The sequence below is a fragment of the Nonomuraea sp. NPDC050790 genome, from assembly GCF_044456745.1.
Taxonomy (GTDB): Bacteria; Actinomycetota; Actinomycetes; order Streptosporangiales; family Streptosporangiaceae; genus Nonomuraea.
In genome coordinates this window covers 540,111-566,279 of the sequence record NZ_JBITGF010000004.1, presented here as the reverse complement: position 1 = coordinate 566,279, position 26,169 = coordinate 540,111, and the positions used below count along the sequence as shown (strand labels likewise).

Below are 26,169 nucleotides of genomic sequence, written 5' to 3'. Positions count from 1 at the left end.
CCGGGAGGCGCCGATGGCCACCCCCACCACCAAGCCGACCCGTCGCGCGCGCCTGACCGCCGGATCGTCACGGGCCGCCACGGGCAGCGCCCGCTACCTGGACGACCGGCTCGGCACAGGCCGCTGGCTCGCGCCCAACCTGCGCAAACTCTTCCCCACCCACTGGTCGTTCCTGCTGGGCGAGTTCGCGCTCTACTCCTTCGTCCTGCTGGTCCTGACCGGCACGTTCCTCACGCTCTTCTACAAGCCGGAGGCCGGCGCGGCGTTCGCGTCGGTGCGCGAGCTGAGCGTGGACGTGCGCGGCGGGCTGCTCATCCGGCAGATGCACCACTGGTCGGCGACGATCTTCGTACTGGCGATCGTGGCCCACATGTTCCGCGTGTTCTTCACCGGGGCGTTCAGGAAGCCGCGGGAGCTGACGTGGGTGCTGGGCGCGCTGCTGTTCGGGCTGGCGTTGTTCGAGTCGTTCCTCGGGGTGACGCTGCCGGCCAACCAGCTCGCCATGTCCGGGCTGCGCGAGGCCCAGGGACTGCTGCTGTCGATCCCGCTGGTCGGCACCTACCTGTCGTCCTTCGTCTTCGACGGCGCCTTCCCCGGCCAGGTGATCCCGCGCGCCTTCGTCACCCACGTGCTGCTGGTGCCCGGCCTCCTGCTGGCGCTGGTGCCGCTGCACGCGCTGGTGCTGACCTGGCGGCAGAAGCACACCGAGCACCGCGGCGAGAGCGGCAAGGTCACCGGGGTGCCGTTCTTCCCCGCCTTCTCCCTCAAGCAGGGCATCACCTCGCTGGGCACGTTCACGGTCGTCGCCGCCCTGGCCACGTTCGTCGTCGTCAACCCGGTCTGGACCGCGCAGCAGACCTACCAGCCCGGCGCCGCGCCGCCGTCGGCGCAGCCGTTCTGGTACTACGGCGTGCTCGAAGGCATGCTGCGCCTGCTGCCGCCGTGGGAGTTCACGATCGCCGGCTTCACCTTCGCGGCCGGGCTCTGGATCCCCATGCTCGTTCTGGGCGGCTTCTTCGCGATCCTGCTGTTCTGGCCGTTCATCGAGCGCCGCTTCACCGGCGACCGCGCCTACCACCAGGTCGTGCAGCGCCCCGCCGCCGCGCCGGTGCGGACCGCGCTGGGCGTCGCGGTCGTGGTCTTCTTCACGGTCATCTGGTCGGCGACGTGGTTCACCACCGACCTCACCGCGGGCCCGCCGCTGCTGGCCGTCCCCGCCGACCTCTACCCCATGCTCCTGAACGGCTTGCGCGTCGCCGTCTTCGTGCTGCCCGGCGTGGCCTACGCGATCACGCTGTGGGTGTGCGGAAGGCGATATCGCGATGTGATCTCCGAATGACACGCTGCCTGGCGTGCGATCCCTGTTAGCCGCCGCCGCGCTGCTGGCGGCCACCGCCTGTTCCGGCTGCTCCGCCTCCTCCGGCGACGCGGCGCCCTCTGCGGCCGCGTCGCCCACCGCGCAGACCTACCACGCCACCGACCTGCGTCCCGGCGACTGCTTCGACGACCTCGCCGCCGACGGCTTCGCGACGCTGGTGACGTGCGAGAAGCCACACGTCTACGAGTTCGCCGGGGTCTGGGTGCTGCCCGACGAGCCTTGGCCCGGCGACGACAAGGTGATCGAGGCGTCCACGAAGGGCTGCGAGGAGAAGGTCAGGATCAAGAAGGAGCTGCGCGACACGGTCACCTGGACGGCCTTCGCGCCGGTGGAGGCGACCTGGCCGAGGCACAGGACCGCCTACTGCGTGGCGCTGTCGGTGGAGGAGGGCGTCAAGCTCAGCGGCCACGTGCTCGCCTAGGGAACGGGCCCGCAAGGGGAACGGGTCCGCAAGGGGAACGGGTCCGCTAGGGGAACGGGTTTTCGCTGGGGACCGGGGCGCTGGTCCCGCCCAGCGGCGGGAACCACAGCACGAACGTCGCCCCCGCGCCGAGCCGGGAGAAGACCGCGACCCTGCCGGCGTGCGACTCCACGATCTGCCGCACGATGGCCAGGCCGAGGCCCGTGTGCCGGTCGCGGCGGCTGCTCTCGCCCCGCCAGAACCGGTCGAAGACCCTCGGCTGGTCCTCCTCCGACAGGCCGGGGCCGTCGTCGGCGACCGCGGTCCAGAGCCAGCCGTCCTCCCGGCCCGCCGCCACCCGGACGCGGCCGTCCGGAGGCGAGAGCCGTACCGCGTTGGACAGGAGGTTGGCCACGGCGCGGCGCAGCGCGTCGTGGTCGCCGCTCATCGCGAGGTCCTGTTCCAGCCGGCGGGTCAGGGTCAGGCCGCGGGCGGCGGCCAGCGCGCCGTACTCCTCGCTGGCCTCCTGCACCACCTTGGCCAGGTCGAGGTCGGCGTCGGCGAAGGCGGAGCCCTGGCGTCTGGCGCTGGCCAGCAGGTCCTCGACCAGGCGGGTCATGCGGGTGGTCGCGCGGTCCACGACGGCCACCGCCCTGGTGCGCTCCTCCTCGCTGGCCTCGGAACTGGCGAGGACGGCGTCCACGTTGGCCCGGATGATCGTCAGCGGGCTGCGCAGCTCGTGCGAGGCGTCGTCGATGAGCCGGCGCTGCGCGCTGAAGGCGGACTCCAGCCGGTCCAGCATGGTGTCGACGGTGTCGGCCAGGTCGCGCAGCTCGTCGCGCGGGCCCTTCAGCCGGATGCGCCGGGTCAGGTCGGTGGCCTGGATCTCCTCGGTCGTGCGGGTGATGGCCCGCACCGGGCGCAGGACGCGGCCGGACAGCACCCACCCGATGCCGAGGCTGGCCAGGAACAGCGCGCCCAGCGTCAGCAGCGAGTAGTCGCGCAGCGTGGCCAGCGTCTTGACGTTGACCGCGTTCTCGACCTCCCCGACGATCACGACCTCCTGCTTGCCCTGGTACTCGCCGCCCCGGTAGGTCTTGGCGAGCTCCGTGGTGTACGGCCGCTGGTCGGTGGTCGTGGACACGCCCCAGTAGATGCCGCCGAGTACCAGCGCGGCCAGCACGAACAGCAGTCCCGAGTACAGCACCGTGAGGCGGAACCTGATCGTGTGGATCATGCCGGCTCCTTCAGCCGGTAGCCCCTGCTGATGACGGTCTCGATGAGCCCGTCCTCCTGGAGCTTGCGGCGCAGGTTGCCGACCGTGACCCGGACGGTGTTGGTGAAGGGGTCGGCGTGCTCGTCCCACACGTGCTCCAGGAGTTCCTCCGAGGAGACCACGTGCCCCGGCCTGGTCATCAGGTAGTGGAGCACGCCGTACTCCTTGGGGGTGAGCGCCAGCGCGCGGCCGCCCAGCGACACCTCCATCCTGGCGGTGTCGATCCGCAGCTGTCCGACTTCCAGGACGGAGGTGCCGCCGGTGTCCCTGCGCAGGAGCGCGCGTACCCTGGCCAGCAGTTCGGGGAAGGCGAAGGGCTTGACCAGGTAGTCGTCGGCGCCTTCGTCGAGCCCGCGCACCCGGTCGTCGAGCCGGTCGCGGGCGGTCACCATGATGACCCGCACGCCGCTGCCCGCCGCGCGGATCTCCCTGCACACCTGGAAGCCGTCGCCGCCGGGCAGGTTCAGGTCGAGCAGCACCAGGTCATAGGTGTTGACCTGGAGCTTCTCGTGCGCGGCGGGCGCGTCCAGAGCCACGTCCACCGCGTATCCGGCACGGGCCAGGCCGACACGCAGCGCGTCGACCAGGTCCTCTTCGTCTTCGACGACCAACAGGCGCATGTGTCCTAGTCTCTGATGATTTGTTCGGCTATGGGGGCCGCGCGGTCGATCGGGATCGCGAAGCCGATGCCGATGTTGCCACCACCCCTGCTCGCCGCGATCGCCGTGTTCACGCCCACGACCTCGCCGCGGGCGTTGACCAGCGGGCCGCCGGAGTTGCCCGGGTTGATGGAGGCGTCGGTCTGCACCGCGCTGCGGGAGGTGCCGCCCAGCCGTACCTGGCGGTCGAGGGCGCTGACGATGCCCGCAGTCACCGTGCCCGACAGGCCCAGCGGCGAACCGATCGCCAGCACCTGGTCACCGACCGCCAGGTCGGCCGAACGGCCCAAGGTGGCGGGCGCGAGCCCAGTGACGCCCGCCACCTCCAGCACCGCCAGATCCTCATCCTGATCAGCACCCAGGACTCTGGCGGAGAACCTGCGACCGTCGTTCAGCACCACGCCCACCGTGCTCGCCTCGCCGACGACGTGGGCGTTGGTGATGACGTGGCCGTCGCCGTCCACGATGAAGCCGGAACCGCCGCCCCTGCCGACGTCGATCGAGACCACGCTGGGCAGCAGCCGCGCCGCCGTACCGGACAGTCCGGCCGTGTTGGGCGCGGCGGGCGCCGCGCGGGGCAGCGTGACCGGTGCGGGGCCGCTCGCCAGCCCCGCGCCCGCGAACCCCGCCACCGCGCCCGTCAGGCTCGCGACGAGCACCGCGCTGAGCAGCAGCGCTCCTCTGCGAGGAGCCCGCCCAGCCGGTACGGCTGCCGCCACCTCCCCGGCAGGCTCACCGAGCACGGAGTGGCCCGGCGGCGGCGCGACGAAGTCGGGCCCACGCGGCGTCCCCAGCCCCCTGCGCGTCCCCGTCATGGCAGCCTCGAGAACCAGATCATGGACCCCACGGCCGCGACCAGCGCCGCCGCCAGGCCCGCGGCCACGAACCACATCCAGATCTCCTGCCGTTCCGTCCGGTAGCCGACCGAGGTGCCGATGTCCTGGTAGACGGCCTGCAACTCGTCGCCGCTGGCCGCCTCGTAGAAGCCGCCGCCCGCGGACTCGGCCAGCTCGCGCAGCGCCGGGCCGTCCACGGGCACCGGCACCCGGCTGCCCTGGAGTTCGACGGTGCCGCCCGGCGTGCCGTACGCGATGGTCGTGACCGGGACACCGCGCGAGGCGGCCTGCGCGGCGGCCTCGCGCACGCTGCGGCCGGTGGTGTTGGAGCCGTCCGACAGCAGGACGATGTGCGCGGGCGGCGTCTCCGCCTCGCGGTCGAGGCCGGCGATGGCCTCCAGCGAGGAGTACACGGCGTCACCGATCGCGGTGCCCGACGCAGTGGTCAGGCGGTCCAGGGCGCTGAAGACGGCCTGCCGGTCGGTGGTCGGCGGCACCGCCACCGACGCCTCCGAGGAGAACGTCACCAGCCCGAGGTTGAAGCGCTCCGGCAGCCCGCGCACGAACTGCGTCGCCGCCGCCCGCGCCGCCGTGAACCGGTCCGGGGCCACGTCCGTGGCGCCCATCGAGGCCGACACGTCGAACGCCACCATGATCGTCGCCCGTTCCCTGGGCACCTGCACCTCCGCCGTCGGACGGGCGAACCCGAGCACGAGCAGGGCGAACATGGCCAGCAGCGCGCCCGCGGGAACGTGCCGCCGCCATCGGGGCCGCTTCGGCGCCACCTTGTCCAGCAGGTCCAGGTTGGTGAAGCGGACGGCGTAGGCGCTGCGCCGTACCGACATCAGGACGTAGGCGAGCGCGAGCAGCGCGACCGGCACGAGCAGCCACAGCCAGACCGGAGAGATCAGCGTCATGCGGCGCCGCCCCCTCCCTGCCACGTGCCGCGCGCGCCCAGCCGCGCCAGCCGCCGCTGGCGCAGCACGTGCTCCACCAGGTCGCGCACCCAGTCGCCGTCGGTGCGCAGCCGCAGGTGCGTGGCGCGGGCCCGGCGCAGCGCCGCCTCGATCCCGTCGCGCTGCTCCGCCGCGGCCTCGGCGTAGCGGCGGCGCAGCCGGGCGCTGGCGGTCGCGTACTCGCGGCGCCGGCCCGTCTCCGGGTCCATCAGCGTGAGCAGCCCCACGTCGGGCAGCGCGAGCTCGCGCGGGTCCAGCACCTCGACCGCGAGCACCTGATGGCGTACGGCCAGCCGCCGCAACTCCCCCTCCCAGGTCTGCGGCGGATCGAGGAAGTCGGAGACCACCACGACCAGCCCGCGGCGCACCACCGTGCGTCCGAGTCGCCCGGCCGCCGCGCCCAGGGCGGCCCCCTTCGTGCCCGGCCGGGAGCGCGGCATCGTGAAGATCTCCTGCAGCAGCGCCATCAGGTGCGGACGGCCGGTCCTGGCCGGCAGCGCCCGCAGGCCGGAACCGTGCAGGAGGTGCGCGCCGATCCGGTTGCCGGTGCGCTGGGTGAGGAAGCCGAGCGCGGCCGTCGCGGCCAGGGCCAGGTCGCGCTTCTCCATGGCGACGGTGCCGAAGTCCATGCTGGCGCTGGCGTCCAGCAGCACCCAGAGCTCCAGCTCGCGGTCGGCGACCACGTCCCGCACGTGCGGCTCGTTGCTGCGCGCGGTCACGTTCCAGTCGATCCGCCGCACGTCGTCGCCCACCTGGTACGGCCGCGCCTCCGCGAGCTCGGTGCCGGGACCGGGCAGCAACCCGAGATGGTCGCCCTGCAGCAGCCCGTCGAGCCGCCGGGTGATCGTCAGCTCCAGGCGGCGCAGCGCGGGCTCGGCCCGTTCGTAACCGTGCAGGTTCATGCCGCCGACTCCCCCCTTCCCATCGCCGCTGTCTGGTGTGGCGCCTGCTGCGGCGCGGGGTAGGGCGCGGGGTGCGGCCCTGACTGCGACGCTGGCTGCTGCGCTGACTGCGCCGCTGGCTGCTGCGCTGGCTGCTGCGCTGACTGCGGCGACGCTGGCTGCGGCGCGATCACCGGTGCCGGCACGGCCGCCAGGACGCGGCCGACCAGCTCGCGGGGCGTGACGCCCTCGGCCAGCGCGTCGAACGACAGCACCAGCCGGTGCGCCATCACGTCGTGCGCCACGTCCCTGACGTCGTCCGGCAGGACGTACTCCCTGCCGCGCAGCAGCGCCAGCGCGCGGGCGGCCGCCAGCAGGCCGAGCGTGGCGCGCGGGCTGGCGCCGAAAGCCAGCATCCGCCCCACGTCCGTTACGGCGTAGCGCTCCGGCTCCCGGGTGGCGTAGACGAGGCGGACGGCGTACTCGGCGACCGCGTGGTGGACGAACACCCGGTCGGCGCGCCCCTGCAGCGCGATCACCCGGGCCGGGTCCAGGATCGGTCGGGCCCGCGGCGGGTCCACGCTCATCCGGTAGACGATCGCCAGCTCCTCCGACTCGCTGGGATAGCCCACGTCGATCTTCATGAGGAAGCGGTCCCGCTGCGCCTCGGGCAGGTGGTAGACGCCTTCCGACTCGATGGGGTTCTGGGTGGCCAGCACCAGGAACGGGGCGGGCACCGGGTGCGTGACGCCGCCGATGCTCACCTGGCGTTCCGCCATGATCTCCAGCAGGGCCGACTGCACCTTGGCCGGTGCGCGGTTGATCTCGTCGGCCAGCAGCAGGTTGGCCATGACCGGGCCGAGCTCGATGTCGAAGCTCTCGGTGGAGGGACGGTAGATCCGGGTGCCGACGATGTCGGACGGGACCAGGTCGGGGGTGAACTGGATCCTGGCGAACGTACCGCCCACCACCGTGGCCATCGTCTCGGCCGCGAGCGTCTTGGCGATGCCCGGCACGCCTTCCAGCAGGCAGTGACCGCGCGCCAGCACCGCCACCATGAGGCGCTCGACCATGTGGTCCTGGCCGACGATCACCCGCTTGACGGCGAAGAGGGCGCTTTCCAGGAGCGCGGTGTCCTCGCGGGCGTCGTGCTGGGTCACGGCTGGACCTTGGCCGGGCAGTCGTCGAGGACGAGCCTGAGCTCCAGGGGCTCAGGGGATTCTGCCTGGCCGGCGTGGGCGGCGCCGGCGGTGGCCAGGACCGCTCCACCGGCCAGCACCAGCGCCGCCAGGCGCGGCAGCCGTACCCGGGGGGCGCCTGACTTGGCGGCCGGGCGGGATATGCGAGGCTTCATGCTGTCCTTCCGCAGGATGGGCGTCGGGGGGACTCCCGATGTCATCGCCCATGTCACCAACCACCCGCGAAAACTGCCGTAACGCACGCCTTTACACGATTTTTCGCCCGACAGGCCCTAAATCCCCGCAACACCCAATCCTTACCAGGGCTAGGCGACTTGCACCGCGTGCGCCCTGCGCGGAGTTTCGCGCGCTTTGTACGAGGCTTCGCGCGCCGTGCGCGAGGTTTGAGGCACGCCTGCGTGAGCCTTGGGGTTTGTGGCTTGACCCGTGTGCGCCCTGTGCCCGGCAGGAGGCATGCCTCCGTGGAACTTCGGGGTCTGCGGTTTGCTCCGCGCGGCCTCTGCCGAGGTTAGGGGGTTTGCCTCGCGTGGTCCTTGCCGGAGGTTGTGTGGCTTGACCCGCGCGGGCCTTGCCGGAGGTTTGGGGGTTGCGCTGCGTGGGCTTTATCCGAGCTTTCGGTGGCCCGGCGTACGGTCCGGGCATGATGTCACCCTTCAAGCGGTATCTCGCGGAAGAGGTGGCCCTCGACCACGCCGAGGGACTCATCCCGCGCCGCGAGGCTCTGAGGCGGCTGGGCCTGCTCGGGCTCACCCTGCCCGCGGCGGGCGCGCTCCTGGCCGCCTGCGGCGCCGACCCGCCCGCTGCCTCGCCCACCACCGGCACACCCGGGACCGGCGCGAACCCGTCCGCCACCGGCGCCAGCCCGTCCGGGACCGGCGCCAGCCCGTCCGGAACAGCCGCGTCAGGCCCGCCCGCCGGCCCCTCCCCGTTGCCCACCGAGGCCATCACCTTCCCCGGCCCGCAGGGCACGGAACTCCAGGGCGCCTGGGCAGCGGCACGCGACCCCAAGGGCGCGGTCCTGGTCATCCACGAGAACCGCGGGCTCAACGACCACACCCGATCGGTCGCCGGTCGCCTGGCCGCCGCCGGCTACTCCGCGCTCGCCCTCGACCTGCTCTCCCGCGACGGCGGCACCGCCGCGTTCACCGACACCGCGCAGGCCACCGCCAAGCTGGGCGAGATCCCGCCGGAACAGTTCGTCGCCGACATGAAGGCCGCCCTGGGCGAACTCCAGAACCGCGCGAAGGGCGCCAAGCTCGGCATGGTCGGCTTCTGCTTCGGCGGCGGCATGACGTGGCTGCTGCTGTCCTCGTCCGAACCGCGCCTGGCCGCCGCGGCCCCCTTCTACGGCCCCCTGCCCGCGGGCGCCGACCTGACCGGCACCAAGGCCGCCGTCCTGGGCGTCTACGCCGAGCAGGACGACCGGGTCAACGCCACCCGCGACGCCGCGCGGGCGGCGCTGGAGAAGGCGGGGCTGACCCACGAGATCGCCACGTTCGCCGGAGCCGGGCACGCGTTCTTCAACGACACCGGCCAGCGCTACAACCCCACGGCCGCGGCACAGGCATGGGACCGGCTGATCGCCTGGTTCGACCGCCACCTGAGCTGAGCCCCATCAGGGCAAAGCCCCATCCGGGCAAAGCCCCACCTGGGCTGAGCCACCACCTGGGCAAAGGCCCCATCTGGGTTGAGCCACCTGGGCTGAAGAGACGTCACCCGGCCCGGTCGAGTAGCCGCCGCCTCCCGCGGCCGGGTGACCAGCACGAAGTCCGAAAACCGCGCCTCATTTCGGGTCTCGGCGGTGTTCTACTCAACATGAGCATCTACACCACCATCGACAGCCCGATCGGCGAGATCGTCCTCACCGGCATCGGCGAGACGCTGACCTCAGTCAAGGTGGGCGTGCCGGTGCCGGAGGGGGCCATCAGGGCCGACGCGCCGTTCGCCGAGGCCGTGCGGCAGTTCGCCGAGTACTTCGCCGGTGAGCGCACCGCCTTCGACCTCGACCTGGGCCCGTCCGGGACCGCGTTCCAGCAGCGGGTCTGGGCCGAGGTCGCGGCGGTGCCGTACGGGAAGACGACCACCTACGGCGAGATCGCCGCGCGCATCGGCGCGCCGCGCGACCGCATCCGGGCGGTCGGCGCCGCGGTGGGGGCCAACCCCCTGCTGATCGTACGGCCGTGCCACCGCGTCATCGGCGCGGGCGGCGCGCTGACCGGCTACGCGGCCGGGATCGAGCGCAAGCGGTTCCTGCTCACCCACGAGGGTGCCCTCCAGCCGGCGCTCATCTGAAGGACCATCATGACCGACATCCAGGACAGAACCCACGACGCCGCGATCCGGGACCGGGTCGCGGCGACCGACTGGCCCGCGCTGGCCCGCGAGGTCGACGCCCACGGCTGCGGCCTCACCGGGCCGCTGCTGACGGCGGCGGAATGCCGGGAGATCGCCGATCTGTACGACGACGTGGCCCGCTTCCGCTCCACCGTCGACATGGCCCGCCACCGCTTCGGTTCCGGGCAGTACCGGTACTTCCGTGAGCCCTTCCCCGAGGTGGTGGCGGCGCTGCGGGAGACGCTCTACCCCCGGCTGCTGCCCATCGCCCGCGACTGGGCGGCCAGGCTGGGCTGGGCGGCGCCTTGGCCGGAGGAGTTCGGCGAGTGGCTGGAGCGCTGCCACGCCGCCGGGCAGGTCAAACCCACACCAATCCTCCTCAAGTACGGCGAAGGCGACTGGAACGCCCTGCACCGGGACCTCTACGGCGACCTGGTGTTCCCGCTCCAGGTGGTCATCGGTCTGGACGTGCCGGGCGCCGACTACACCGGCGGCGAGTTCCTGCTGGTCGAGCAGCGCCCCCGCGCCCAGTCTCGCGGCACGGTGACGATGCTGCCCCAAGGCCACGGCCTGGTGTTCACCACCCGCGACCACCCGGTCCGATCGTCGCGCGGCTGGTCGGCCTCCCCGGTACGCCACGGCGTGAGCACGATCCGCTCCGGCCTCCGCCACACCCTGGGCCTCGTCTTCCACGACGCCACATGACCGGCCCGCATGTGCCGGCCCGACGGACCAGACACGGCACGACTGCCGGTATGCGCCGACCAGGGGCCGGCGGCCGCATGACCGGCGCGCATGTGCCGGCCGGACGGACCACGACTGCCGGTATGCGCCGACCGGGGGCCGGCGGCCGCATGTCCGGCCCGGCTGTGCCGGCCGGGGCAGGCGGCTCGTGACCGGCCCGCATGTGCTGGCCGGGGGAGGCGGCTCGTGACCGGCGTTTATGTGTTGACCGGGGCCGATGGACGTGCGTACCTCAGCCCGTCGCCCGGGGCGCTTGGCGGCCACCGGCGGCAGCGTGTCTACGGGCGGCTGGACTGCCCGTCCGCGCTGCGGGCCATCGCGGCCGGAGGGTACGTCCGTCACCGCGTCTTCTTCGCCGACGAACCGGCCGCCGTGTCGGCGGGTTACCGGCCGTGCGCGGTCTGCCTGCCCGAGAAGTACCGGGAATGGAGGAACAGTGGTTGAGCCAGGTCAGGCCCGGACGGTGGCGGAGCTCGCGGGCCTGCTGAAGTGGCAGGTGCCCGGGGTGGTGACCGTCTCGGTGGGGCACGGCCGCGACCCGGGGTCGGTGGCGGCGGCCGAACGGTTCGTCGCGGAGTGGGAGGCCGGGGGCGGGGTGGTACGGGAGGTGGTGAGCTGGCCGGAGGAGGCCGCCTCGTGGCTGCGACAGGCCCGCCGGTTCGCCTCGGGTGCGCCGGACGCCTGGGTGGTGATCGCGGGGGCGGCGGGGTGGGCGGGCATGCGTTCCCGCCTCCTTCAGCACACCACCTGGGACCCCGCCCGCACCCTGATCGCCCCCGCCACCCCCAACCACCCCAAACCCAAGAGCCACAACCACCCCGAACCCGCGAGCCGTGACCATCCCCGGGTTCCGCGAGGGTGACGTCGCGGCCCGTCGTACCGGAAAGCGCGGCCGTACCGGAAAAGGCGCGGTGAGGGACCACACGCGCGGAAGAACCGAAGGCGCGGGAGGGGCTGAGCGAGCGCGGGTAGCCGGAGAAAGCGCGGGAGGGCGTCCGGCGGGAAGCCGGACGCCCTCGCATGTATGGGGGCCTCAGTCGTTGAGGTGCTGGCGGAGGTAGGAGTCGACCTGGTCGAGTGCGATGCGCTGCTGCGCCATCGAGTCGCGCTCGCGGATCGTCACCGCCTGGTCCTCCAGGGTGTCGAAGTCGACCGTGATGCAGAACGGCGTGCCGATCTCGTCCTGGCGGCGGTAGCGGCGGCCGATCGCCCCGGCGTCGTCGAACTCGACGTTCCAGCGGCGGCGGAGCTGGGCGGCGAGGTCGCGGGCCTTCGGTGACAGGTCGGCGTTGCGCGAGAGCGGCAGCACCGCGGCCTTCACCGGCGCGAGGCGGTGGTCGAGGCGCATGACCGTGCGCTTCTCCATGACGCCCTTGGCGTTGGGCGCCTCGTCCTCGGTGTAGGCGTCGAGCAGGAACGTCAGCGTGGCCCGGTCGACACCGGCCGCGGGCTCGATGACGAAGGGTACGTAACGCTCGCCGGTGTCCTGCTCGAAGAAGGACAGGTCGACGCCGGAGGCCTTGCCGTGGGCGGTGAGGTCGAAGTCGGTGCGGTTGGCGATGCCCTCCAGCTCACCCCACTCCGAGCCGGTGAAGTTGAAGCGGTACTCGATGTCGACGGTGCGCTTGGAATAGTGGGACAGCTTGTCCTTGGGGTGCTCGTACAGGCGCAGGTTGTCCTTGTTGATGCCCAGGTCGGAGTACCAGCGGTAGCGCTCGTCGATCCAGTACTGGTGCCACTCCTCGTCGGTGCCCGGCTTGACGAAGAACTCCATCTCCATCTGCTCGAACTCGCGGGTGCGGAAGATGAAGTTGCCCGGCGTGATCTCGTTGCGGAACGACTTGCCGATCTGGCCGATGCCGAACGGGATCTTCTTGCGCGCCGACTGCTGCACGTTGAGGTAGTTGATGAAGATGCCCTGCGCGGTCTCGGGGCGCAGGTACGCCAGGCCGGACTCGTCCTCGATCGGGCCCAGGTAGGTCTTCAGCAGGCCGCTGAACTGCCGCGGCTCGGTGAAGGCACCCTTGTTGCCGCAGTTGGGGCAGGTGATGTCGGCCAGGCCGTTCTCGGGGGCCTTGCCGTTCTTCTCCTCGTACGCCTCGACGAGGTGGTCGGCCCGGAAGCGCTTGTGGCAGGACTGGCACTCGGTCAGCGGGTCGGTGAAGGTCTCCACGTGGCCGGAGGCCTGCCACACCTCGCGGGCCAGGATGACGCAGGAGTCGAGGCCCACCACGTCGTCGCGGGCCTGCACCATCGACTGCCACCACTGCCGCTTGACGTTGTTCTTCAGCTCCACGCCCAGCGGACCGTAGTCCCATGACGCACGGAGGCCCCCGTAGATCTCGCTCGACGGGTAGACGAGCCCGCGGCGCTTGGCGAGGCTGACGATGGTGTCCATGACGTCTGTACGGCGTGCCATGAGGATGGGTCTCTTTCCGGCTGGAGGTCGGCGAGGAAAAGGATGAGGTCCCAGCTTAGGGGACGTCGGGGCGCCCTCGCGCGCGACTATTCCTCTTGTCCGGATACGTAGATGTCCTCGAAGGCGCTCGGCTCGTTGACCATGAGGATCATCAGCGGATACATCGCCATCCTCGCGGCCGAGAGGGCGCGGCGGTAGTAGCCCGCGCCCTCCCATTCGCTCACCAGCGCCCAGAGGTTCGGCTCGTCGACGGAGCGGGCCAGCCGGCCGCGGAGGAATCCGGGCTGGGCGCGCAGGGTGTCGACGATGTTCTGGCCTTGCTTGAGGAACTCTTGGGACTGAGCTTCCGGAACGGTGTAGCGAATGACGGCGAGCACCTTCTTAGAATGTCAGACGATCTCCCGCAGCCGGGCGATCGCGGCGGACTCCGCGGCATGGATCGCGGTCACGTGCTCGGCGATTGCGGAGAAATCCACCTTTCTCGGCGTGCGATCGGCTTCCGCCCGCAGTCGCCACAGCTCCTCCGCGTCCTCCTCGCGCGCCTCGCCGTCCGACAGCACGGCCTCGCGGACCGCCACCGTCAGCTCCCTGATCCGCCCGAACTCCGCGTACGGCAGGGCCGCCTCGGCCAGCTCATGCCACATCCCGTGAATCCGCCGGAACTCCACCGCCGACTCCCCCAGCTCCTCCCGCCCCAGCAGCCCGGCCGCCGCGTCCAGCCCGTCGGCGAACAGGTCGCGCAGGTTGCCCCCGTCGATGCCCACGGGCTCGACGCCCTCCCAGATCGACAGCAGCGCCCCCGCCAGCCGCGTGCCGTCGGCGAACACCTTCGGCCACCCCTTGGCGTTGCGCTCGTCGGTGAGCAGCCGCCCCCACTTGCGCCAGGCGGGCAGCGAGAACGAGTCGGACGACGACGACAGGTGCTCCACGCAGTCCTTGAGCCCCTCGCCCACGGCCTGCGCGAGATCGCCCGTCGCGGGCCCTCCCAGCACATAAAGGCTGTTCTTGTACGAGGTGACCCGCCCCCTGGCCGCCTCCATCCGCTCCTCCGGCACCAGGATCGGCCCACTGCCCCGGTCGTCGACGTGCACGAAGCCGCCCGACCTGCGGTAGGCGATGACGGGGTGCCCGCCGTACCCGTCGAGCTCCTTCGGCAGCCGCCAGTACCCGATGTGGTAGCGGTCGGGCAGCACCACGCACGGCCGTCCCGCGTCAAGCTCCTCGGCCAGCCGCCGAGCCGCGCCCTTGGCGCCGCCCGTCGAGTGGTTCGTGTACGGCACGCCGAGCCGATCAAGCGTCTTGGTCATCCAGCGGTCGTAGTACTGCCACTGGTTGCGGAAGGCCATGACCAGGGCGGCGCTGTCGTGCCGCTTGAACTCCCACAGGATGTACCCGGCCCCGATCCCGCCTCCGGCCAGGAGCACCAGCGGCTCGGGCACCCCGGTGAGCCGCGAGACGACCGCCGTGTCGGGGTGGTGCCCGCCCCTGAACTCCCAGCCGTGGTCGTCGCGCGGCCGCTGAACGCCGAGGGTGTGCCGTCTGGCGGTGGTGTAGCTCTCGCCGGTCTTCGCCATGCGCGCCCTGATGCGGGCCTTGAGCTGCTTCTTGTCGGTCATAACCGGTGTCCGTGTCCGCGGTCGCGCTGGGGTCCGGTCCACGCCCGCCGACCCCGGCCGCCGCGATGCTGGGCCATGCCGAAGGTTCGTCCCCCGAGGCGCCTGCGTCCCCTTTGCCTCCGTGGTGCGCCGCGGGCAGCGTGGATGCCCGCTGGAAGGAGGTGCGGCGCTGGGAGTCGCCGTGCCGTACATCCTAGGGAGCCCGTGCGCTCCTGTCACGCGACCTGGAGGGACGGGTGGGGTTAGGCTCGGGGCGTGGCCCCAGAAAACGACCGCAGGCACCCGCTGGCACAACCCAGGGCGGCGGCCAAGCCGAAGCGTCCGTTGCCGGCCGGTGAGCGGTTCTTCACGCCCGGCGCGACCGGCCTGCGCAAGGCGGTGGAGCAGCGCAGCGCCGTGCCGATGGCGTATCTGTTCACGCAGGTTCCGCGCTGGATCACGCCCGTGGTCATGGTCGTGCTGCTGCTGGCGGGCTTCGCCGTGCAGAACTGGCTGGGCGGGGTGGCGGTGCTGCCGGTGGTCGCCTTCGTGGGGCTGCTGGCGTACCTGTCGTGGCCGTCGCTCGGCGCCGGCGGCAAGCTGCTGCGGGTGGCCATGGTGACGTTCCTGCTGCTGGTGGTGGCCAGCCGCTTCGGCGCCTTCTGACCCTCGTGTGACGAACGGGGCCGGGGGCGGGACTCGCCCCCGGCCGGTGAGCGGGTTAGCTGGCCAGCAGGGTGTAGGTGGGGAAGTTGCCGGGCAGGCGCTCGCCTTCCGGGCCGGTGGTGACGGCGCGTACCAGGAGGTCGCCGCCGACGAAGGCGCCGCGCCAGGACGCGCCGAGCCCGCCGAACAGCTCGTCCCTGTCCCCGCGCGAGCGCGGCTTGTTGTGGCCGACCTTGAACGCGCGCACCTCGGGCGAGAGCCGGGCGAAGGTCTCCTCGTCGTCGCAGGACAGGGTGGCGACGAGGGCGCCGTTGCTGGCGTTCATGGCGGCCAGCAGCTCGGCCTCGGTGTCCACGAGCACCATGGTGTCCACGGGCCCGAACGGCTCCGCGTGGTACAGGGGTGAGGAACGGGGCGGGTTCAGGATCGCCGTCGGCGCGAAGTAGGCGGAGACATCCTGGTTGGGAAGGAAGTGCCCGTCCGACAGCCGCGCGCGGTAGAGCGGGACCCCGCCCCGCGCGATCGCCTGGTCCACCTGGCCGGACAGCTCGGCCGCCTTCGCCGCGTTGATGAGCGGCCCGAAGTCGAGCTGCGGCAGCGGGTCCTCCGGCGACTCCACCGCCAGCGGGTGCCCGAACCGCAACGATCCCACCGCGTCCAGGTAGGCGGCCAGGAAGTCGGGGAAGAGGTCGCGCTGCACGACGAAGCGCGGGTAGGCGGTGCACCGCTGCTTGGCGTAGTCGAAGGACGCGCGGATCTGCCGCGTGAGCAGCTCCCACCCCGAGTACTCCCACACGCCCCAGCAGTTGAGGCCCTCCTGCTCCAGCACGTGCCGCCGCTCGACGTCGGCCAGCGAGGTCGCCACCTGCGCGCCGGCGTCCCTGCCGCCCACGAACGACACGCATCCCAGCGAACGCCCGCCCACCAGCACCGGCGACAGCGCCGCCCCGCCCCCGCTGACCAGCGTGAACGGCAGCCCCTCCCGTACGGCCAGCGCGCAGGCCAGCGTGAGACAGGCCAGCCCGCCGTCGGTGGGCGTCTTGGCGATCACCGCGTTCCCGGCCAGCGCCTGGACCAGCATGGCGTGCATGAGCACGCTCATCGGGTAGTTCCAGCTCGCGATGTTGCTGACCGGTCCGGGCAGCGGGACGCGCCCGGCGGTCATGCGGTCGATCTCCCCGACGTACCAGCGCACGCCGTCGAGGCAGCGGTCCACGTCGGCGCAGGCCGTCTTCCACGGCTTGCCGATCTCCCACACCAGCAGCAGCGCGAGCAGGTCGCGGTGCTCGGCCATCGCCTCGACGGCCGCCGTGACGCGGGCCTTGCGCTCGGCGGCGGGCACGTGCCGCCACTGCCGGTGCTCGGCCTCGGCGCCGGCCACCGCGCGGCCCGCGCCCGCCCGGTCCAGCCTGGGCGGCACGGCGATGGCGGTGCCGTCGATCGGTGAGAAGACCGCGCTGTCGGGGCGGCCGTCGCGGTGCCAGAAGCCACCCCAGTGGTTGAGCACCCTGTCGTCGTGGAACGCCTCAGGCGCCGCCGTACAGCATCTGTCGTAAGTGTCCTGCCAGGCTGTGCCCGGTTTGATCCGCATCTGGCCTCCTAGTCCGACCAGTCGACGGTGACGAGCTCGGGCAGCGGCTCGAACTCCTTGATCGCGCCGGGCGCGGGGCCCGTGTCGGCCCCCCGCTCGACCATGACCTCCACCAGCGCCGGCAGCCGCGTCCGCGCCATCTCCCGCGACGCCCAGGCGAGCGCGTCGCGCAGGTCCTCCGGCCGCTCGACCCGGCGGGCCGGGCAGCCGGAGGACTCCATGGCCTTCACGTGGTCGACGCGTGCTCCGCCGCGGTGGACGTCGTTCCTCTCGTCCGGAAGCCCGTCGTCGACCAGCAGGATCACGAACGGGATCCGGTGCCGGGCCGCGACCGCGACCTCCTCGGCAGGGAGCCGGCGGGCGACCGCGACGACCTGCCGCTCCGGATGGGCGCACTTGGCCCCCATCGCCGCGGGAACCTCCCAGCCCGCCTGGCCGCAGGCGAGGTGGCGCCGGGGCGGGCAGGCGGCCGGGAACCCGTCCGGCCAGATCCGGTGGAGCCCCGCCGCGGTGACGAAGGTGGTGTCGCGCGGGTAGAAGTCGTCGATCTCCCTGAACGCGCGGGGCGGCTTGATCGGCACGTCGTCGCGGCGTGCCTTCGTGCGGCACAGCTCGCCGGCCCTGCGCACCCACCTGCCGGGTTGCAGGGCCGCCGTACGGCTGCGCGCCTCCGCCACCATCTCAGCCAATACGGGCCGGGCATGCCCGAACACCCCTAAGTCCGGCTCGACGACCCTGCCGAACTGGGTGGGATCGATGTCGACGTGGACGAGGCGGCGGCCCTCGCGGTAGGCGCCCAGATCGCCGGCGTGCCGCCCGTCGAAGCGGACGCCCACGGCCAGCACCAGGTCGCTCTCCAGGAACACGGCGTTGCCCCAGCGGGCCCGCGCCAGGGGCCCAGCCAGGCCGGCGAACAGGGGGTGGTCCTCGGGGAAGGCGCCCCTGCCCATGAGCGTGACCTGGACCGGGATCTGGAGGTGTTCGGCCAGGTCGAGCAGTTCCTCGCCGGCGCCGGCGGTGACGACCCCGCCTCCGGCCAGGATGAGGGGGCGCTTCGCCGTACCGACGAGGTCGACGGCTCTGCGCACGGCCTGCGGCAGCGGGCGCGGGAGCTCGACCGGCAGCGGTGCGTCCAGGGCGCGGTCGTGGTGGCAGGCGCCGCGCTGCACGTCGGCGGGCAGGTCGACGAGGACCGGGCCGGGACGGCCGGAGCGGGCCACGCGGAACGCCTCGCGGAAGATCCAGGGCGCCTGGGCGGGCCGTTCGGGCCGGACCGCCCATTTGGTGACGGGTCCGGCGATCTCCACGATGCCCGGCTCCTGCCCGGTGACGCAGATCATCGGGACCGAGTCGGCCAGCGCGGCGCGCAGGCCGGTGATCACGTCGGTGCCCGCGGACCCCGCCACGCAGACGCCGGCGTTGCCGGTGGCCCTGGCCCAGCCGCCGGCCGCGTGGGCGCCGCCCGCCGCGCGGCCCATCGTGACGTGCCGGACGGAGCTGCGGCGCAGCGCGGCGTACAGGGGAAGGACGGCGGCGCCCGGGAAGCCGAAGACGGTGTCCACGCCCTCCGACTCCAGCACGGCGACCACCGCCTCCATGCAGGGCACCCGGCTCATGCGCCCAGCACCGACCGCATCAGCCGCGCGGTCTCCGAAGGGGTGCGCCCGACCCGTACGCCCGCCGCCTCCAGGGCCTCTTTCTTGGCCTGCGCGGTACCCGACGAACCGGAGACGATCGCGCCCGCGTGGCCCATCGTCTTGCCCTCGGGCGCGGTGAACCCGGCCACGTAGGCGACGACTGGTTTGGTGAGGTTCGCGGCGATGTAGGCGGCGGCCCGCTCCTCGGCGTCGCCGCCGATCTCGCCGATCATCACGATCGCGTCGGTGGCCGGATCCTCCTGGAACGCCTGGAGGCAGTCGATGTGCGTCGTGCCGACGACCGGGTCGCCGCCGATGCCGACCGCGGTGGAGAAGCCCAGGTCGCGCAGCTCGTACATGAGCTGGTAGGTGAGGGTGCCCGACTTGGAGACCAGGCCGACGCGCCCGGCGGAGGTGATGTCGGCGGGGATGATGCCGGCCGACGACTGGCCAGGGCTGATCAGGCCGGGGCAGTTGGGGCCGATGATCCGGGTACGGCCGCGGGCCAGGGCGCGGAACCTGACCGTGTCGTGCACGGGCACGCCCTCGGTGATCACCACGCACAGCGGCATCTCCGCCGCCACCGCCTCCTCCACGGCCGAGCCGGTGAAGCGCGGCGGCACGAAGACCACCGACACGTCGGCGCCGGTCTCGCCCATGGCCTCGGCGACCGAGCCGAACACCGGCACCGTGCGCTCACCGAAGTCGACCGTGCGCCCGCCCTTGCCCGGCGTCACCCCGGCCACCACGTCGGTTCCCGCGGCCAGCATGCGCGCGGTGTGCCGCGCGCCCTCGGCACCGGTCATGCCCTGGACCAGCACCCGGCTGTCCTTGGTCAGGAAGATCGCCATCACGCACCTGCCGCGAGTCTGGCCGCCAGCTCGGCGGCGCCGTCCATGGTGGGAATCTGGCGGACCGCCGGGTGCCGGGCGTCGCTGAGGATGCGCCGGCCGATCTCGGCGTTGTTGCCGTCGAGCCGGACCACGATGGGCCGGGTCCTGCCGCGTTCGCCCAGTTGTTCCAGCGCGGTGACGATGCCCGTGGCCACCGCGTCGCAGGTGGTGATGCCGCCGAAGACGTTGACCAGCACCGAGCGCACGTCGGGGTCGGACAGGATGATCTCCAGCCCGTCCGCCATGACCTGGGCGGAGGCGCCGCCGCCGATGTCGAGGAAGTTCGCGGGATCGGCTCCGGCGCCGGCGACGACGTCGAGCGTGCTCATGACCAGCCCGGCGCCGTTGCCGATCACGCCCACGCGGCCGTCCAGCTTGACGTAGTTGAGCCCCTTCTCCCTGGCGCGGTCCTCCAGGCTGCCGGTCGGCTCCTCGGGTACGCGCTCGTGCCGGAAGGCGGCGTTGTCGTCCAGGGTGACCTTGCCGTCCAGCGCGACGATCCGCTGGTCGGTGGTGAGGATGAGCGGGTTGACCTCGACCAGCAGGGCGTCCTCGGTCACCATGACGTCCCAGAGCCTGCGCAGCGTGGCGGCGGCCGCCTCGGGCAGCCCGGCCTTGGCCACGAGTTGCCGGGCGACGTCGGCGTCCACCCCGACGACCGGGTCTATGGGCAGCCTGACCAGTGCGCCGGGGTCGCGCTCTGCCAGTTCCTCGATCTCCATGCCGCCCTGCGCCGACACCATCGCCAGGAACGACCCGGCCGCCCGGTCGACGAGGAAGGCCGCGTAGTACTCCTCGAAGGGCACGGTGGCCACCTCCACGAGCACGGCGCGGGTGAGGTGTCCCTTGATGTCCATCCCGAGGACGTGCTCCGCCTCCTCCTCGGCCGCCGCCGGTCCCGGCGCGGCCCTGATGCCGCCCGCCTTGCCTCTGCCGCCGGTCTTGACCTGGGCCTTGATGACGACGGGAGCGCCGATCTCGGCTGCGATCGCGCGGGCCTCGGCGGGGGTGCGCGCCACGCTTCCGAGGGGGACCGGGATGCCGTGGCGGCCGAAGAGTTCCTTCGCCTGGTACTCGTACAGGTCCATGCGAGCCTCCTTTGTAGACGGTATACCGTATGGAATAAACCTCGTCCAGAGGCTCGACAAGGATCCGATTGTGTGGATATTCCATACGGTATGGAGAATGCAATTCATGACTGGCGTGGCCGCGCGTACCTGCCCGGCCCCGTCCCCGCCGACCGACCGCGCACGTTCTGGCTGGCCTGGGCCTCGATGGCGGCCATAGCGCCCCTTCAGTACGGCTACGCCGCCCTGCTCACCCGCGACCAGGCCGCGCTCATCCCGCTCGGCGTGTGGATCGTCTGCCAGGCGGCCGGGGCCCTGCTGCGCCGCCGCCTCCCCCTGGCCGCCGGCGCCGCGCTCACCACCGCCGGGCTGCTCGCCCTCGGGCTGGGGGACGGCTGGCCGTACCTCACCGTCTACGCCGTGCTCGGCGGGCTGGGCGCCGGCCTCGTCTACGGCGTGTGCGGCGAGACCGTCGCCGCCTGGCACCCGGAACGGCCCGCCACCCGCGTCGGCCTGGTGACCGGCGCCTTCGGCTACGGGGCGGTGCCGCTGCTGCTGTGGGCGGGCCTGTTCCCCGCCACGCTGCACCAGGCGTTCCTCGTCTCGGGCGTCGTCGCGGCCCTGGTCATCGGCGCCGCTTCCCGGTACGTGCGCATGCCCCCTGCCCTGTGGTGGCCCGACACCGTCGATCCCCGCTCGTACGCGCTGGACGCCGCCGTCCTGCGCAGGACCCCGGCGGCGGTGCGCGAGTTCTCGCTGGCCCAGGCGCTGCGCACCAGGGCGCTGCCGGCGCTGGCCGCCATCCTGGTGTGCGCCGGGGCCGTCTCCATCGCCGACGTGGTCATCGTGGCCGCCTCCGGCGTCTGGGGCGCGGTGGTGGTCCTGGTCGGGCTCAACGGGGCCGGCAGGGCGGTGGCCATGCGGTGCTCGGAGGCGCTGGGCCGTACGGCGGTGCTGGCCGTCGTGCTCACCCTGCTCGCGCTGGGCCAGCTCCTCCTGGCCGCCCACGCGAGCACCGGAACCGTGCTCGGACTCTGGGCCGGGGCCGTGGCTGCGGGACTCGGCGGCGGCGCTTTCTACCCGCTGGTCGCCAGCCTGGTGCGCGACTACTTCGGCGTGGCGGGGACCGGCACCATCCACCCCGTCGTCTACAGCGCCAAGGCCGCGGCCGGGCTGCTGGCGGTCGCGCTGAGCTGGCTGGCGCTGTCCGGGGCGGCCGTGCCCGCGCTGCTGCTCGCCGCCGCGTGCGCCGCGCTGCCCGCGCTGGCCGCCCGGCGGTTGCGCGCGCCGGGCAGGCCGGTCACGATCCCCCTGTGATGAGGCTCACCAGCAAGGTAGTAAACGCAAACTGTATGCTGTAGGCAGTCGACGACAAACCGTTAGTGGAGCCGCGAACATGTTGCTGTCGGATCAGGCCGGTCAGAGCGCGGCCAAGATTCCCCGCCCCGCCACGCTCCGCGAGAGCGTGATCGAGGCCATCCAGGAGCTCATCGTCTCCGGCCAGCTCAAGCCCGGCCAGCACCTGGTCGAGAGCGAGCTGGCCGAGCTGCTCGGAGTCTCCAGGCAGCCCGTGCGCGAGGCGCTCCAGCAGCTCAGCGGCGAGGGCTGGGTCGACCTCTTCCCCGGTCAGGGCGCCTTCGTCCACGTGCCGACCCTCGAAGAGGCCGACCAGCTGCTGGCCGTACGCACGCTGCTGGAGACCGAGTCGGCGCGGCTGGCCGCGCAGAACGCCGGCGAGGACGGCGTGAAGCGGCTGCGCGCCCTGTGCGCGCGCGGTGTCGCGGCGGTGCGCTCGGACGACGTCGACGGCGCGGTCGCCACCAACTCCGAGCTCCACGCGCTCGTGACCGCGCTGTCGGGCAACAAGGTGCTGGCCGAGCTGGCCGCCCAGGTGGCCAGGCGGGTGCGCTGGTACCACACGCCGGTGGCGAGGCGGCGCGGCATGACCTCGTGGGAGGAGCACACCGCGCTCATCGACGCGATCGAGGCCGGCGACGAGGAGACGGCCGCGCGGATCATGCGCGAGCACACCGAGCACACCCGCGCCTCCTACCTGGAGTCACGCGCGGGCGAGCCGGTCGAACCCGCCCCCAAGCCGGTACGGCGCCGCCGCCGCACCGGCTGATTGCCGGCGCGGACCTCGGGTAGAGGATGGAATCCGGACAGGAGGTGACGTGACGATGAAGGCGTTGATCAGCTTTCTCCGCGGTGATCCCATGGGCCAGAGCGGGGACGGACGCTCCTTCGGCATCGGGCTGAGCGCCGCGCTCAGAAAGCAGTACTCGGCCGAGGAGGCCGACCGCTACCTGCGCCTGTGGACAGCCGACCGCGATGTCCACAGATCCCCTCGACCGTGACAGCCCCGCCGGTACCCTGGTTTCCATGCCGTACCTCGAACAACGCATGGACAGCGTTGAAACCGACATCAAGGAGATGCGAAGCGACATCTCCGACCTCAAGTCCGACGTCTCAGTCCTGAAGACTGATGTCGCGGTCCTCAAGTCCGACGTCTCAGTCCTGAAGACTGATGTCGCGGTCCTCAAGACCGACGTCGCGGAGCTGAAGGCAGACATGAAGGTCGTCAAGACCGACATCGTCGACATGAAAGGCGACATCGGCGTTCTGCAACGCTCGGTTGGCAACATCGAGAAGACACTCGGCGTGATGAAGGATCAGCAAGCGCACACGCAAGCGACGATGATCGATCTCAGTAACATGGTGGCCAGACTGCTGGCCAAGTCTGAAGGCCTGTAGCCACGGGCGGACGGCCGCGCCCGCCCGCGGCCGGTTCAGCGCTCGGCAGGCTCCTTGTCCCGAACGGCACGGGACTTCAGCAGGCTGAGCACCGTGGTGACGGCGAGCGTGCCGAGGATGACGCCGAGGGAGACCAGGATCGGGATCTCCGGCGCCCACGACACGCCGTCGTGGTGCAGCGCCTCCAGGATGAGCTTCACCCCGATGAACGCCAGCACCACCGACAGCCCCTTGCTCAGGTAGACCAGCCGGTCCAGCAGTCCGCCGATGAGGAAGAAGAGCTGCCGCAGCCCCATCAGCGCGAAGGCGTTGGCGGTGAACACCAGGTAGGGCTCCTTGGTCAGGCCGAAGATGGCCGGGATGGAGTCCAGGGCGAACAGCAGGTCGGTGGTCCCGATGGCGACCATGACGATGAGCATCGGGGTCACCATGCGGCGGCCGTGGTGCACGGTCAGCCGGGCGCCGTGGTAGGTGTCGGTGGTCGGCAGCACGCGGCGTACCGTCCGCAGCGCGATGTTCTCCGAGAACTCCGCCTCCTCCTCTTCGTGCCCGATCAGCTTCCACGCGGTGTAGACGAGGAAGGCGCCGAAGACGTAGAAGAGCCAGTCGAAGCGGGCCACCGCCTCGGCTCCGGCCGCGATGAAGCCGCCGCGCATGAGCAGCGCCAGCACGATGCCGATGAGCAGCACCTTCTGCCGGTACTGCCGCGGCACCTGGAACCTGCTCATGATCAGCAGGAAGACGAACAGGTTGTCGACGCTGAGAGAGTACTCGGTGATCCATCCGGCGAAGAACTCCCCGCCGTGCGCGGGGCCGGAGAACATCAGCAGGCCGAATCCGAACAGCACGGCCAGGCCGACGTAGAAGGAGACCCAGCCGACGCACTCCCGGAAGGAGGGTTCGCGCGGGTTGCGGGCCACGAGGTAGAAGTCGAGGGCGAGAATGAGGCCGAAGCCGCCGATCGTGGCGAGCCAGACCCACGTGGGCAGGTTCATCGTCTCCTCACGGTCAGGCGTTCGTGCAGCCACACGAAGCCGATGGCGAAGCCGACGCTCACCATCGCCTGGTAGGCCAGGAACAACAGGACGCCGTCCCGCATCCCTATCCCGGCCAGGCTTTCCTGGATGAGCCTGGACAGCGGGAACGCGACCATCCAGAACAGGGCGACGGGGGCGAAGGCCCCGGGCCGGAAGAGCCAGCGTCCGATGAGCAGGCCGTACGCGCCGCCGCACAGCGCCAGGGGTACGGCCAGCGCGAGCGCCGACAGCGCGGCCCGGCCGAGAGGCTGCCCCGCGAGCAGGGTCAGCCCCCCGGCGGCCACGCCGGCGACGGCTCCGATCGCCGCCCCGGGCAGGGCGGGTTCGAGGCTGTGCCGGATCGCCATCAGTCCACGACCACGCCGTACGCGAACAGGCTGTAGAAGAGCATGCCGAGGTAGAACACCGCGCCGAATGCGACGATCACGTTGCTCCACCACCTGGGCCTGATCGGCTTGGGCAGCATGCGGTTGTTGACGAGCAGCAGCGTCACGCAGTACGCGCCCATGGCGAACGTCGACAGGAACGCCAGCGTGTCCAGGATGCCGCTGGGCCCGTCGGCGGGGCCGAAGAGCAGGATCAGGATGCCGAAGATGATGACGCCCCAGAGGAAGCCCGCGTACAGGTGGGACATCTTCCGCTTGCGGGCGCCGGGCACGAAGTTGTAGGTCATGTCGGCCTGCCCGCGCGAGAACGAGTCGAACAGCCCGAGCGTGGCGTTGAGGCCGATCAGCGCGATGAACCCGAGGAAGACCACCCCGAGCACCGAGCTGCCCGCCGAGGAGACGGCGTCCGACATGGCGGTCAGCGCCACCTCGCGGTCGTCGCCCGAGATGACCGTGCGCACTCCGGGGTTCTGCCGGACGGCGGCCTGGGCGATGACCGTGAAGGAGATCGTGACCAGCATCGTCACACCCCAGAACAGCAGCAGCGCGTCGAAGGTGACCCAGCGCCGCCAGCCCTTCCACTTGGCCATCTCCGCCGGGTCGTCGGTGTCGAACATGAAGCCGCGCGTCGGCATGGCCTCTTCCTCGCCGGCGTGGCGCAGGCCGCGGATGCGGGGGATGTGCGCGCCCATGCCGGCGCCAGAGTCGCGCAGGTGCAGCGTGTACCACATCTGCTGCATCCCGGACGGGCCGGCGAACGCGCACGCCCCGACGATGACCGGGAACCACGCCGCCGACAGCGCCTCGGGCGGCAGGTAGCCGAAGGCGAACATGCCGGAGATCGTGGAGACCACGTCACCCCAGGAGCCGACCATCGCCGCGACCACCGCGGTGCCGAGGACGAGGACGCCGATGAGCAGCGACAGCAGGTTCTCCAGCACGTTGTAGATCACCTTGGCCAGGGAGAAGACCACCCCGACCAGGATGAGCCCGATGATCGCGGTGACCATCCACGGGATGCCGGTGATCTCCTCGAAGGCCGCCGCGCCCGCCGACAGGTGGCCCGGCCAGATGTAGACGGCGATGGCCGTCACGAAGAAGAACCACATGATCGGTTTGAACACGCGGGCGGCGCCGGAGAAGATGCTCTCACCCGTCGCCATGGCGTAGCGCGCCATCTCCAGCATGACGACGGCCTGGAGCGTGACGCCGATCAGGAACAACCACCTGATCTCCGGCCCGAACAGCAGGACGAGCCTGGGCCACATGTAGGACTCGCCCATCCCCACGCCCAAGGCGACCAGGAAGACGGTCGGCCCGAGAATGTGCACCGACGGGGGCGCGTCGGGCAGTTTCCTGATGGGCATCGGCTCAAGCCGGCCCGCTTTCCATACGCGTTCGTCCTCAACCGGTGGCGCTGTCGCCGCCGATGGTTTGGATGTGTCCACCTAAGGACCTCCT

The 26,169-nt window shown here is 71.8% G+C and carries 29 protein-coding genes; 12 read left to right on the top strand and 17 right to left on the bottom strand.

Annotated elements, in window-relative coordinates:
* Positions 1–13 precede the first annotated feature (13 nt).
* Both ACIBEJ_RS22980 and ACIBEJ_RS22975 read left to right on the top strand, forming a co-directional pair.
* Entirely contained in the window at positions 14–1,339 is a 1,326-nt protein-coding gene (locus ACIBEJ_RS22980) for a cytochrome bc complex cytochrome b subunit (protein ID WP_397184821.1), read from the top strand.
* A gap of 13 nt (positions 1,340–1,352) precedes the next feature.
* Entirely contained in the window at positions 1,353–1,799 is a 447-nt protein-coding gene (locus ACIBEJ_RS22975; protein ID WP_397184820.1) for a septum formation family protein, read from the top strand.
* Positions 1,800–1,845: 46 nt separating this feature from the next.
* Here ACIBEJ_RS22975 and ACIBEJ_RS22970 read toward each other — a convergent pair whose 3' ends face one another.
* From ACIBEJ_RS22970 to ACIBEJ_RS22940, 7 genes are read right to left on the bottom strand one after another with little or no spacing between them, the layout of a single operon-like run.
* Complete coding sequence (locus ACIBEJ_RS22970; protein ID WP_397184819.1) at positions 1,846–3,015, bottom strand: sensor histidine kinase; 1,170 nt, start codon at positions 3,013–3,015, stop codon at positions 1,846–1,848.
* On the bottom strand, positions 3,012–3,674 hold the full coding sequence (locus ACIBEJ_RS22965) for a response regulator transcription factor (protein WP_397184818.1): 663 nt from the start codon (positions 3,672–3,674) through the stop codon (positions 3,012–3,014). Before ACIBEJ_RS22965 ends, ACIBEJ_RS22970 begins: the two co-directional genes overlap by 4 nt.
* Positions 3,675–3,679: 5 nt before the next feature.
* Complete coding sequence (locus ACIBEJ_RS22960; RefSeq protein ID WP_397184817.1) at positions 3,680–4,528, bottom strand: S1C family serine protease; 849 nt, start codon at positions 4,526–4,528, stop codon at positions 3,680–3,682.
* Positions 4,525–5,466 (bottom strand): VWA domain-containing protein, encoded by a 942-nt coding sequence (locus ACIBEJ_RS22955; protein WP_397184816.1) that lies wholly within the window; start codon positions 5,464–5,466, stop codon positions 4,525–4,527. The genes ACIBEJ_RS22960 and ACIBEJ_RS22955 overlap by 4 nt, the downstream gene beginning before the upstream one ends.
* A complete protein-coding gene (locus tag ACIBEJ_RS22950; RefSeq protein ID WP_397184815.1) occupies positions 5,463–6,407 on the bottom strand; it encodes a DUF58 domain-containing protein in 945 nt (314 codons plus the stop codon). Before ACIBEJ_RS22950 ends, ACIBEJ_RS22955 begins: the two co-directional genes overlap by 4 nt.
* Positions 6,404–7,546 carry an AAA family ATPase gene (locus tag ACIBEJ_RS22945; protein WP_397184814.1) on the bottom strand — a complete coding sequence of 381 codons (1,143 nt, stop codon included), beginning with the start codon at positions 7,544–7,546 and terminating at the stop codon, positions 6,404–6,406. Before ACIBEJ_RS22945 ends, ACIBEJ_RS22950 begins: the two co-directional genes overlap by 4 nt.
* Positions 7,543–7,740 carry a hypothetical protein gene (locus ACIBEJ_RS22940; RefSeq protein ID WP_397184813.1) on the bottom strand — a complete coding sequence of 66 codons (198 nt, stop codon included), beginning with the start codon at positions 7,738–7,740 and terminating at the stop codon, positions 7,543–7,545. The genes ACIBEJ_RS22945 and ACIBEJ_RS22940 overlap by 4 nt, the downstream gene beginning before the upstream one ends.
* 485 nt (positions 7,741–8,225) lie before the next feature.
* Between ACIBEJ_RS22940 and ACIBEJ_RS22935 the strand changes: the two genes are divergently transcribed.
* The 5 genes from ACIBEJ_RS22935 (at position 8,226) to ACIBEJ_RS22915 (ending at position 11,525) form a co-directional block, all read left to right on the top strand.
* Complete coding sequence (locus ACIBEJ_RS22935; RefSeq protein ID WP_397184812.1) at positions 8,226–9,194, top strand: dienelactone hydrolase family protein; 969 nt, start codon at positions 8,226–8,228, stop codon at positions 9,192–9,194.
* 206 nt (positions 9,195–9,400) lie between these two features.
* Positions 9,401–9,877 carry a methylated-DNA--[protein]-cysteine S-methyltransferase gene (locus tag ACIBEJ_RS22930; protein WP_397184811.1) on the top strand — a complete coding sequence of 159 codons (477 nt, stop codon included), beginning with the start codon at positions 9,401–9,403 and terminating at the stop codon, positions 9,875–9,877.
* A gap of 9 nt (positions 9,878–9,886) precedes the next feature.
* Entirely contained in the window at positions 9,887–10,624 is a 738-nt protein-coding gene (locus ACIBEJ_RS22925) for a 2OG-Fe(II) oxygenase (protein WP_397184810.1), read from the top strand.
* Positions 10,625–10,849: 225 nt separating this feature from the next.
* A complete protein-coding gene (locus ACIBEJ_RS22920) occupies positions 10,850–11,107 on the top strand; it encodes an Ada metal-binding domain-containing protein (RefSeq protein ID WP_397184809.1) in 258 nt (85 codons plus the stop codon).
* Positions 11,100–11,525, top strand: coding sequence for a hypothetical protein (locus ACIBEJ_RS22915; RefSeq protein ID WP_397184808.1), 426 nt, complete (start codon positions 11,100–11,102; stop codon positions 11,523–11,525). The genes ACIBEJ_RS22920 and ACIBEJ_RS22915 overlap by 8 nt, the downstream gene beginning before the upstream one ends.
* A gap of 171 nt (positions 11,526–11,696) precedes the next feature.
* Here the strand turns inward: ACIBEJ_RS22915 and ACIBEJ_RS22910 are convergent, their stop codons facing one another.
* From ACIBEJ_RS22910 to ACIBEJ_RS22900, 3 genes are all read right to left on the bottom strand, one after another.
* Positions 11,697–13,082 (bottom strand): glycine--tRNA ligase, encoded by a 1,386-nt coding sequence (locus ACIBEJ_RS22910; protein ID WP_397184807.1) that lies wholly within the window; start codon positions 13,080–13,082, stop codon positions 11,697–11,699.
* Between the two features lie 86 nt (positions 13,083–13,168).
* Positions 13,169–13,459, bottom strand: coding sequence for an antibiotic biosynthesis monooxygenase family protein (locus tag ACIBEJ_RS22905; protein ID WP_397184806.1), 291 nt, complete (start codon positions 13,457–13,459; stop codon positions 13,169–13,171).
* A 12-nt stretch (positions 13,460–13,471) separates the two neighbouring features.
* Entirely contained in the window at positions 13,472–14,698 is a 1,227-nt protein-coding gene (locus ACIBEJ_RS22900; protein WP_397184805.1) for a BtrH N-terminal domain-containing protein, read from the bottom strand.
* A gap of 255 nt (positions 14,699–14,953) precedes the next feature.
* Here ACIBEJ_RS22900 and ACIBEJ_RS22895 point away from each other — a divergent pair, with 255 nt between their 5' ends.
* A complete protein-coding gene (locus tag ACIBEJ_RS22895) occupies positions 14,954–15,343 on the top strand; it encodes a DUF6703 family protein (RefSeq protein ID WP_397184804.1) in 390 nt (129 codons plus the stop codon).
* A gap of 55 nt (positions 15,344–15,398) precedes the next feature.
* On the opposite strand, the gene ACIBEJ_RS22890 is transcribed toward ACIBEJ_RS22895, so the two are convergent.
* Genes ACIBEJ_RS22890 through sucC form a run of 4 tightly spaced genes read right to left on the bottom strand, consistent with a single transcriptional unit; the run spans position 15,399 to position 20,552 of the window.
* Entirely contained in the window at positions 15,399–16,934 is a 1,536-nt protein-coding gene (locus ACIBEJ_RS22890) for an aldehyde dehydrogenase family protein (RefSeq protein ID WP_397184803.1), read from the bottom strand.
* Between the two features lie 8 nt (positions 16,935–16,942).
* Positions 16,943–18,550, bottom strand: coding sequence for a thiamine pyrophosphate-binding protein (locus ACIBEJ_RS22885; RefSeq protein ID WP_397184802.1), 1,608 nt, complete (start codon positions 18,548–18,550; stop codon positions 16,943–16,945).
* A complete protein-coding gene (gene sucD, locus ACIBEJ_RS22880) occupies positions 18,547–19,422 on the bottom strand; it encodes a succinate--CoA ligase subunit alpha (protein ID WP_397184801.1) in 876 nt (291 codons plus the stop codon). Before sucD ends, ACIBEJ_RS22885 begins: the two co-directional genes overlap by 4 nt.
* Positions 19,422–20,552, bottom strand: a complete 1,131-nt coding sequence (gene sucC, locus ACIBEJ_RS22875; RefSeq protein WP_397184800.1) for an ADP-forming succinate--CoA ligase subunit beta — start codon at positions 20,550–20,552, stop codon at positions 19,422–19,424. Before sucC ends, sucD begins: the two co-directional genes overlap by 1 nt.
* A 90-nt stretch (positions 20,553–20,642) precedes the next feature.
* Here sucC and ACIBEJ_RS22870 point away from each other — a divergent pair, with 90 nt between their 5' ends.
* The 4 genes from ACIBEJ_RS22870 (at position 20,643) to ACIBEJ_RS22855 (ending at position 23,285) form a co-directional block, all read left to right on the top strand.
* Positions 20,643–21,848, top strand: coding sequence for a hypothetical protein (locus tag ACIBEJ_RS22870; RefSeq protein WP_397184799.1), 1,206 nt, complete (start codon positions 20,643–20,645; stop codon positions 21,846–21,848).
* 79 nt (positions 21,849–21,927) lie between these two features.
* Positions 21,928–22,656 carry a GntR family transcriptional regulator gene (locus tag ACIBEJ_RS22865; RefSeq protein ID WP_397184798.1) on the top strand — a complete coding sequence of 243 codons (729 nt, stop codon included), beginning with the start codon at positions 21,928–21,930 and terminating at the stop codon, positions 22,654–22,656.
* Positions 22,657–22,711: 55 nt separating this feature from the next.
* Positions 22,712–22,888, top strand: coding sequence for a hypothetical protein (locus ACIBEJ_RS22860; protein ID WP_397184797.1), 177 nt, complete (start codon positions 22,712–22,714; stop codon positions 22,886–22,888).
* A 25-nt stretch (positions 22,889–22,913) separates the two neighbouring features.
* Complete coding sequence (locus tag ACIBEJ_RS22855; protein ID WP_397184796.1) at positions 22,914–23,285, top strand: hypothetical protein; 372 nt, start codon at positions 22,914–22,916, stop codon at positions 23,283–23,285.
* 35 nt (positions 23,286–23,320) lie between these two features.
* On the opposite strand, the gene ACIBEJ_RS22850 is transcribed toward ACIBEJ_RS22855, so the two are convergent.
* The 3 genes from ACIBEJ_RS22850 to ACIBEJ_RS22840 are packed head-to-tail and all read right to left on the bottom strand — an operon-like array spanning position 23,321 to position 26,075.
* Complete coding sequence (locus ACIBEJ_RS22850; RefSeq protein WP_397184795.1) at positions 23,321–24,280, bottom strand: TerC family protein; 960 nt, start codon at positions 24,278–24,280, stop codon at positions 23,321–23,323.
* On the bottom strand, positions 24,277–24,669 hold the full coding sequence (locus ACIBEJ_RS22845; RefSeq protein ID WP_397184794.1) for a hypothetical protein: 393 nt from the start codon (positions 24,667–24,669) through the stop codon (positions 24,277–24,279). Before ACIBEJ_RS22845 ends, ACIBEJ_RS22850 begins: the two co-directional genes overlap by 4 nt.
* Complete coding sequence (locus ACIBEJ_RS22840; RefSeq protein ID WP_397184793.1) at positions 24,669–26,075, bottom strand: Nramp family divalent metal transporter; 1,407 nt, start codon at positions 26,073–26,075, stop codon at positions 24,669–24,671. Before ACIBEJ_RS22840 ends, ACIBEJ_RS22845 begins: the two co-directional genes overlap by 1 nt.
* Between the last annotated feature and the right edge of the window lie 94 nt (positions 26,076–26,169).

Bases quoted from the DNA above. Each gene is read 5' to 3' on its own strand.
- ACIBEJ_RS22930 (WP_397184811.1), top strand. From the start codon at position 9,401: ATGAGCATCTACACCACCATCGACAGCCCGATCGGCGAGATCGTCCTC.
- ACIBEJ_RS22950 (WP_397184815.1), bottom strand. From the start codon at position 6,407: ATGAACCTGCACGGTTACGAACGGGCCGAGCCCGCGCTGCGCCGCCTG.
- ACIBEJ_RS22845 (WP_397184794.1), bottom strand. From the start codon at position 24,669: ATGGCGATCCGGCACAGCCTCGAACCCGCCCTGCCCGGGGCGGCGATC.
- sucD (WP_397184801.1), bottom strand. From the start codon at position 19,422: ATGGCGATCTTCCTGACCAAGGACAGCCGGGTGCTGGTCCAGGGCATG.
- ACIBEJ_RS22860 (WP_397184797.1), top strand. From the start codon at position 22,712: ATGAAGGCGTTGATCAGCTTTCTCCGCGGTGATCCCATGGGCCAGAGC.
- ACIBEJ_RS22960 (WP_397184817.1), bottom strand. From the start codon at position 4,528: ATGACGGGGACGCGCAGGGGGCTGGGGACGCCGCGTGGGCCCGACTTC.
- ACIBEJ_RS22855 (WP_397184796.1), top strand. From the start codon at position 22,914: ATGCCGTACCTCGAACAACGCATGGACAGCGTTGAAACCGACATCAAG.
- ACIBEJ_RS22935 (WP_397184812.1), top strand. From the start codon at position 8,226: ATGATGTCACCCTTCAAGCGGTATCTCGCGGAAGAGGTGGCCCTCGAC.
- ACIBEJ_RS22900 (WP_397184805.1), bottom strand. From the start codon at position 14,698: ATGACCGACAAGAAGCAGCTCAAGGCCCGCATCAGGGCGCGCATGGCG.
- ACIBEJ_RS22970 (WP_397184819.1), bottom strand. From the start codon at position 3,015: ATGATCCACACGATCAGGTTCCGCCTCACGGTGCTGTACTCGGGACTG.
- ACIBEJ_RS22940 (WP_397184813.1), bottom strand. From the start codon at position 7,740: ATGAAGCCTCGCATATCCCGCCCGGCCGCCAAGTCAGGCGCCCCCCGG.
- ACIBEJ_RS22840 (WP_397184793.1), bottom strand. From the start codon at position 26,075: ATGCCCATCAGGAAACTGCCCGACGCGCCCCCGTCGGTGCACATTCTC.
- ACIBEJ_RS22865 (WP_397184798.1), top strand. From the start codon at position 21,928: ATGTTGCTGTCGGATCAGGCCGGTCAGAGCGCGGCCAAGATTCCCCGC.
- ACIBEJ_RS22890 (WP_397184803.1), bottom strand. From the start codon at position 16,934: ATGCGGATCAAACCGGGCACAGCCTGGCAGGACACTTACGACAGATGC.
- ACIBEJ_RS22850 (WP_397184795.1), bottom strand. From the start codon at position 24,280: ATGAACCTGCCCACGTGGGTCTGGCTCGCCACGATCGGCGGCTTCGGC.
- ACIBEJ_RS22910 (WP_397184807.1), bottom strand. From the start codon at position 13,082: ATGGCACGCCGTACAGACGTCATGGACACCATCGTCAGCCTCGCCAAG.
- ACIBEJ_RS22965 (WP_397184818.1), bottom strand. From the start codon at position 3,674: ATGCGCCTGTTGGTCGTCGAAGACGAAGAGGACCTGGTCGACGCGCTG.
- ACIBEJ_RS22885 (WP_397184802.1), bottom strand. From the start codon at position 18,550: ATGAGCCGGGTGCCCTGCATGGAGGCGGTGGTCGCCGTGCTGGAGTCG.
- ACIBEJ_RS22955 (WP_397184816.1), bottom strand. From the start codon at position 5,466: ATGACGCTGATCTCTCCGGTCTGGCTGTGGCTGCTCGTGCCGGTCGCG.
- ACIBEJ_RS22925 (WP_397184810.1), top strand. From the start codon at position 9,887: ATGACCGACATCCAGGACAGAACCCACGACGCCGCGATCCGGGACCGG.
- ACIBEJ_RS22870 (WP_397184799.1), top strand. From the start codon at position 20,643: ATGGAGAATGCAATTCATGACTGGCGTGGCCGCGCGTACCTGCCCGGC.
- ACIBEJ_RS22980 (WP_397184821.1), top strand. From the start codon at position 14: ATGGCCACCCCCACCACCAAGCCGACCCGTCGCGCGCGCCTGACCGCC.
- sucC (WP_397184800.1), bottom strand. From the start codon at position 20,552: ATGGACCTGTACGAGTACCAGGCGAAGGAACTCTTCGGCCGCCACGGC.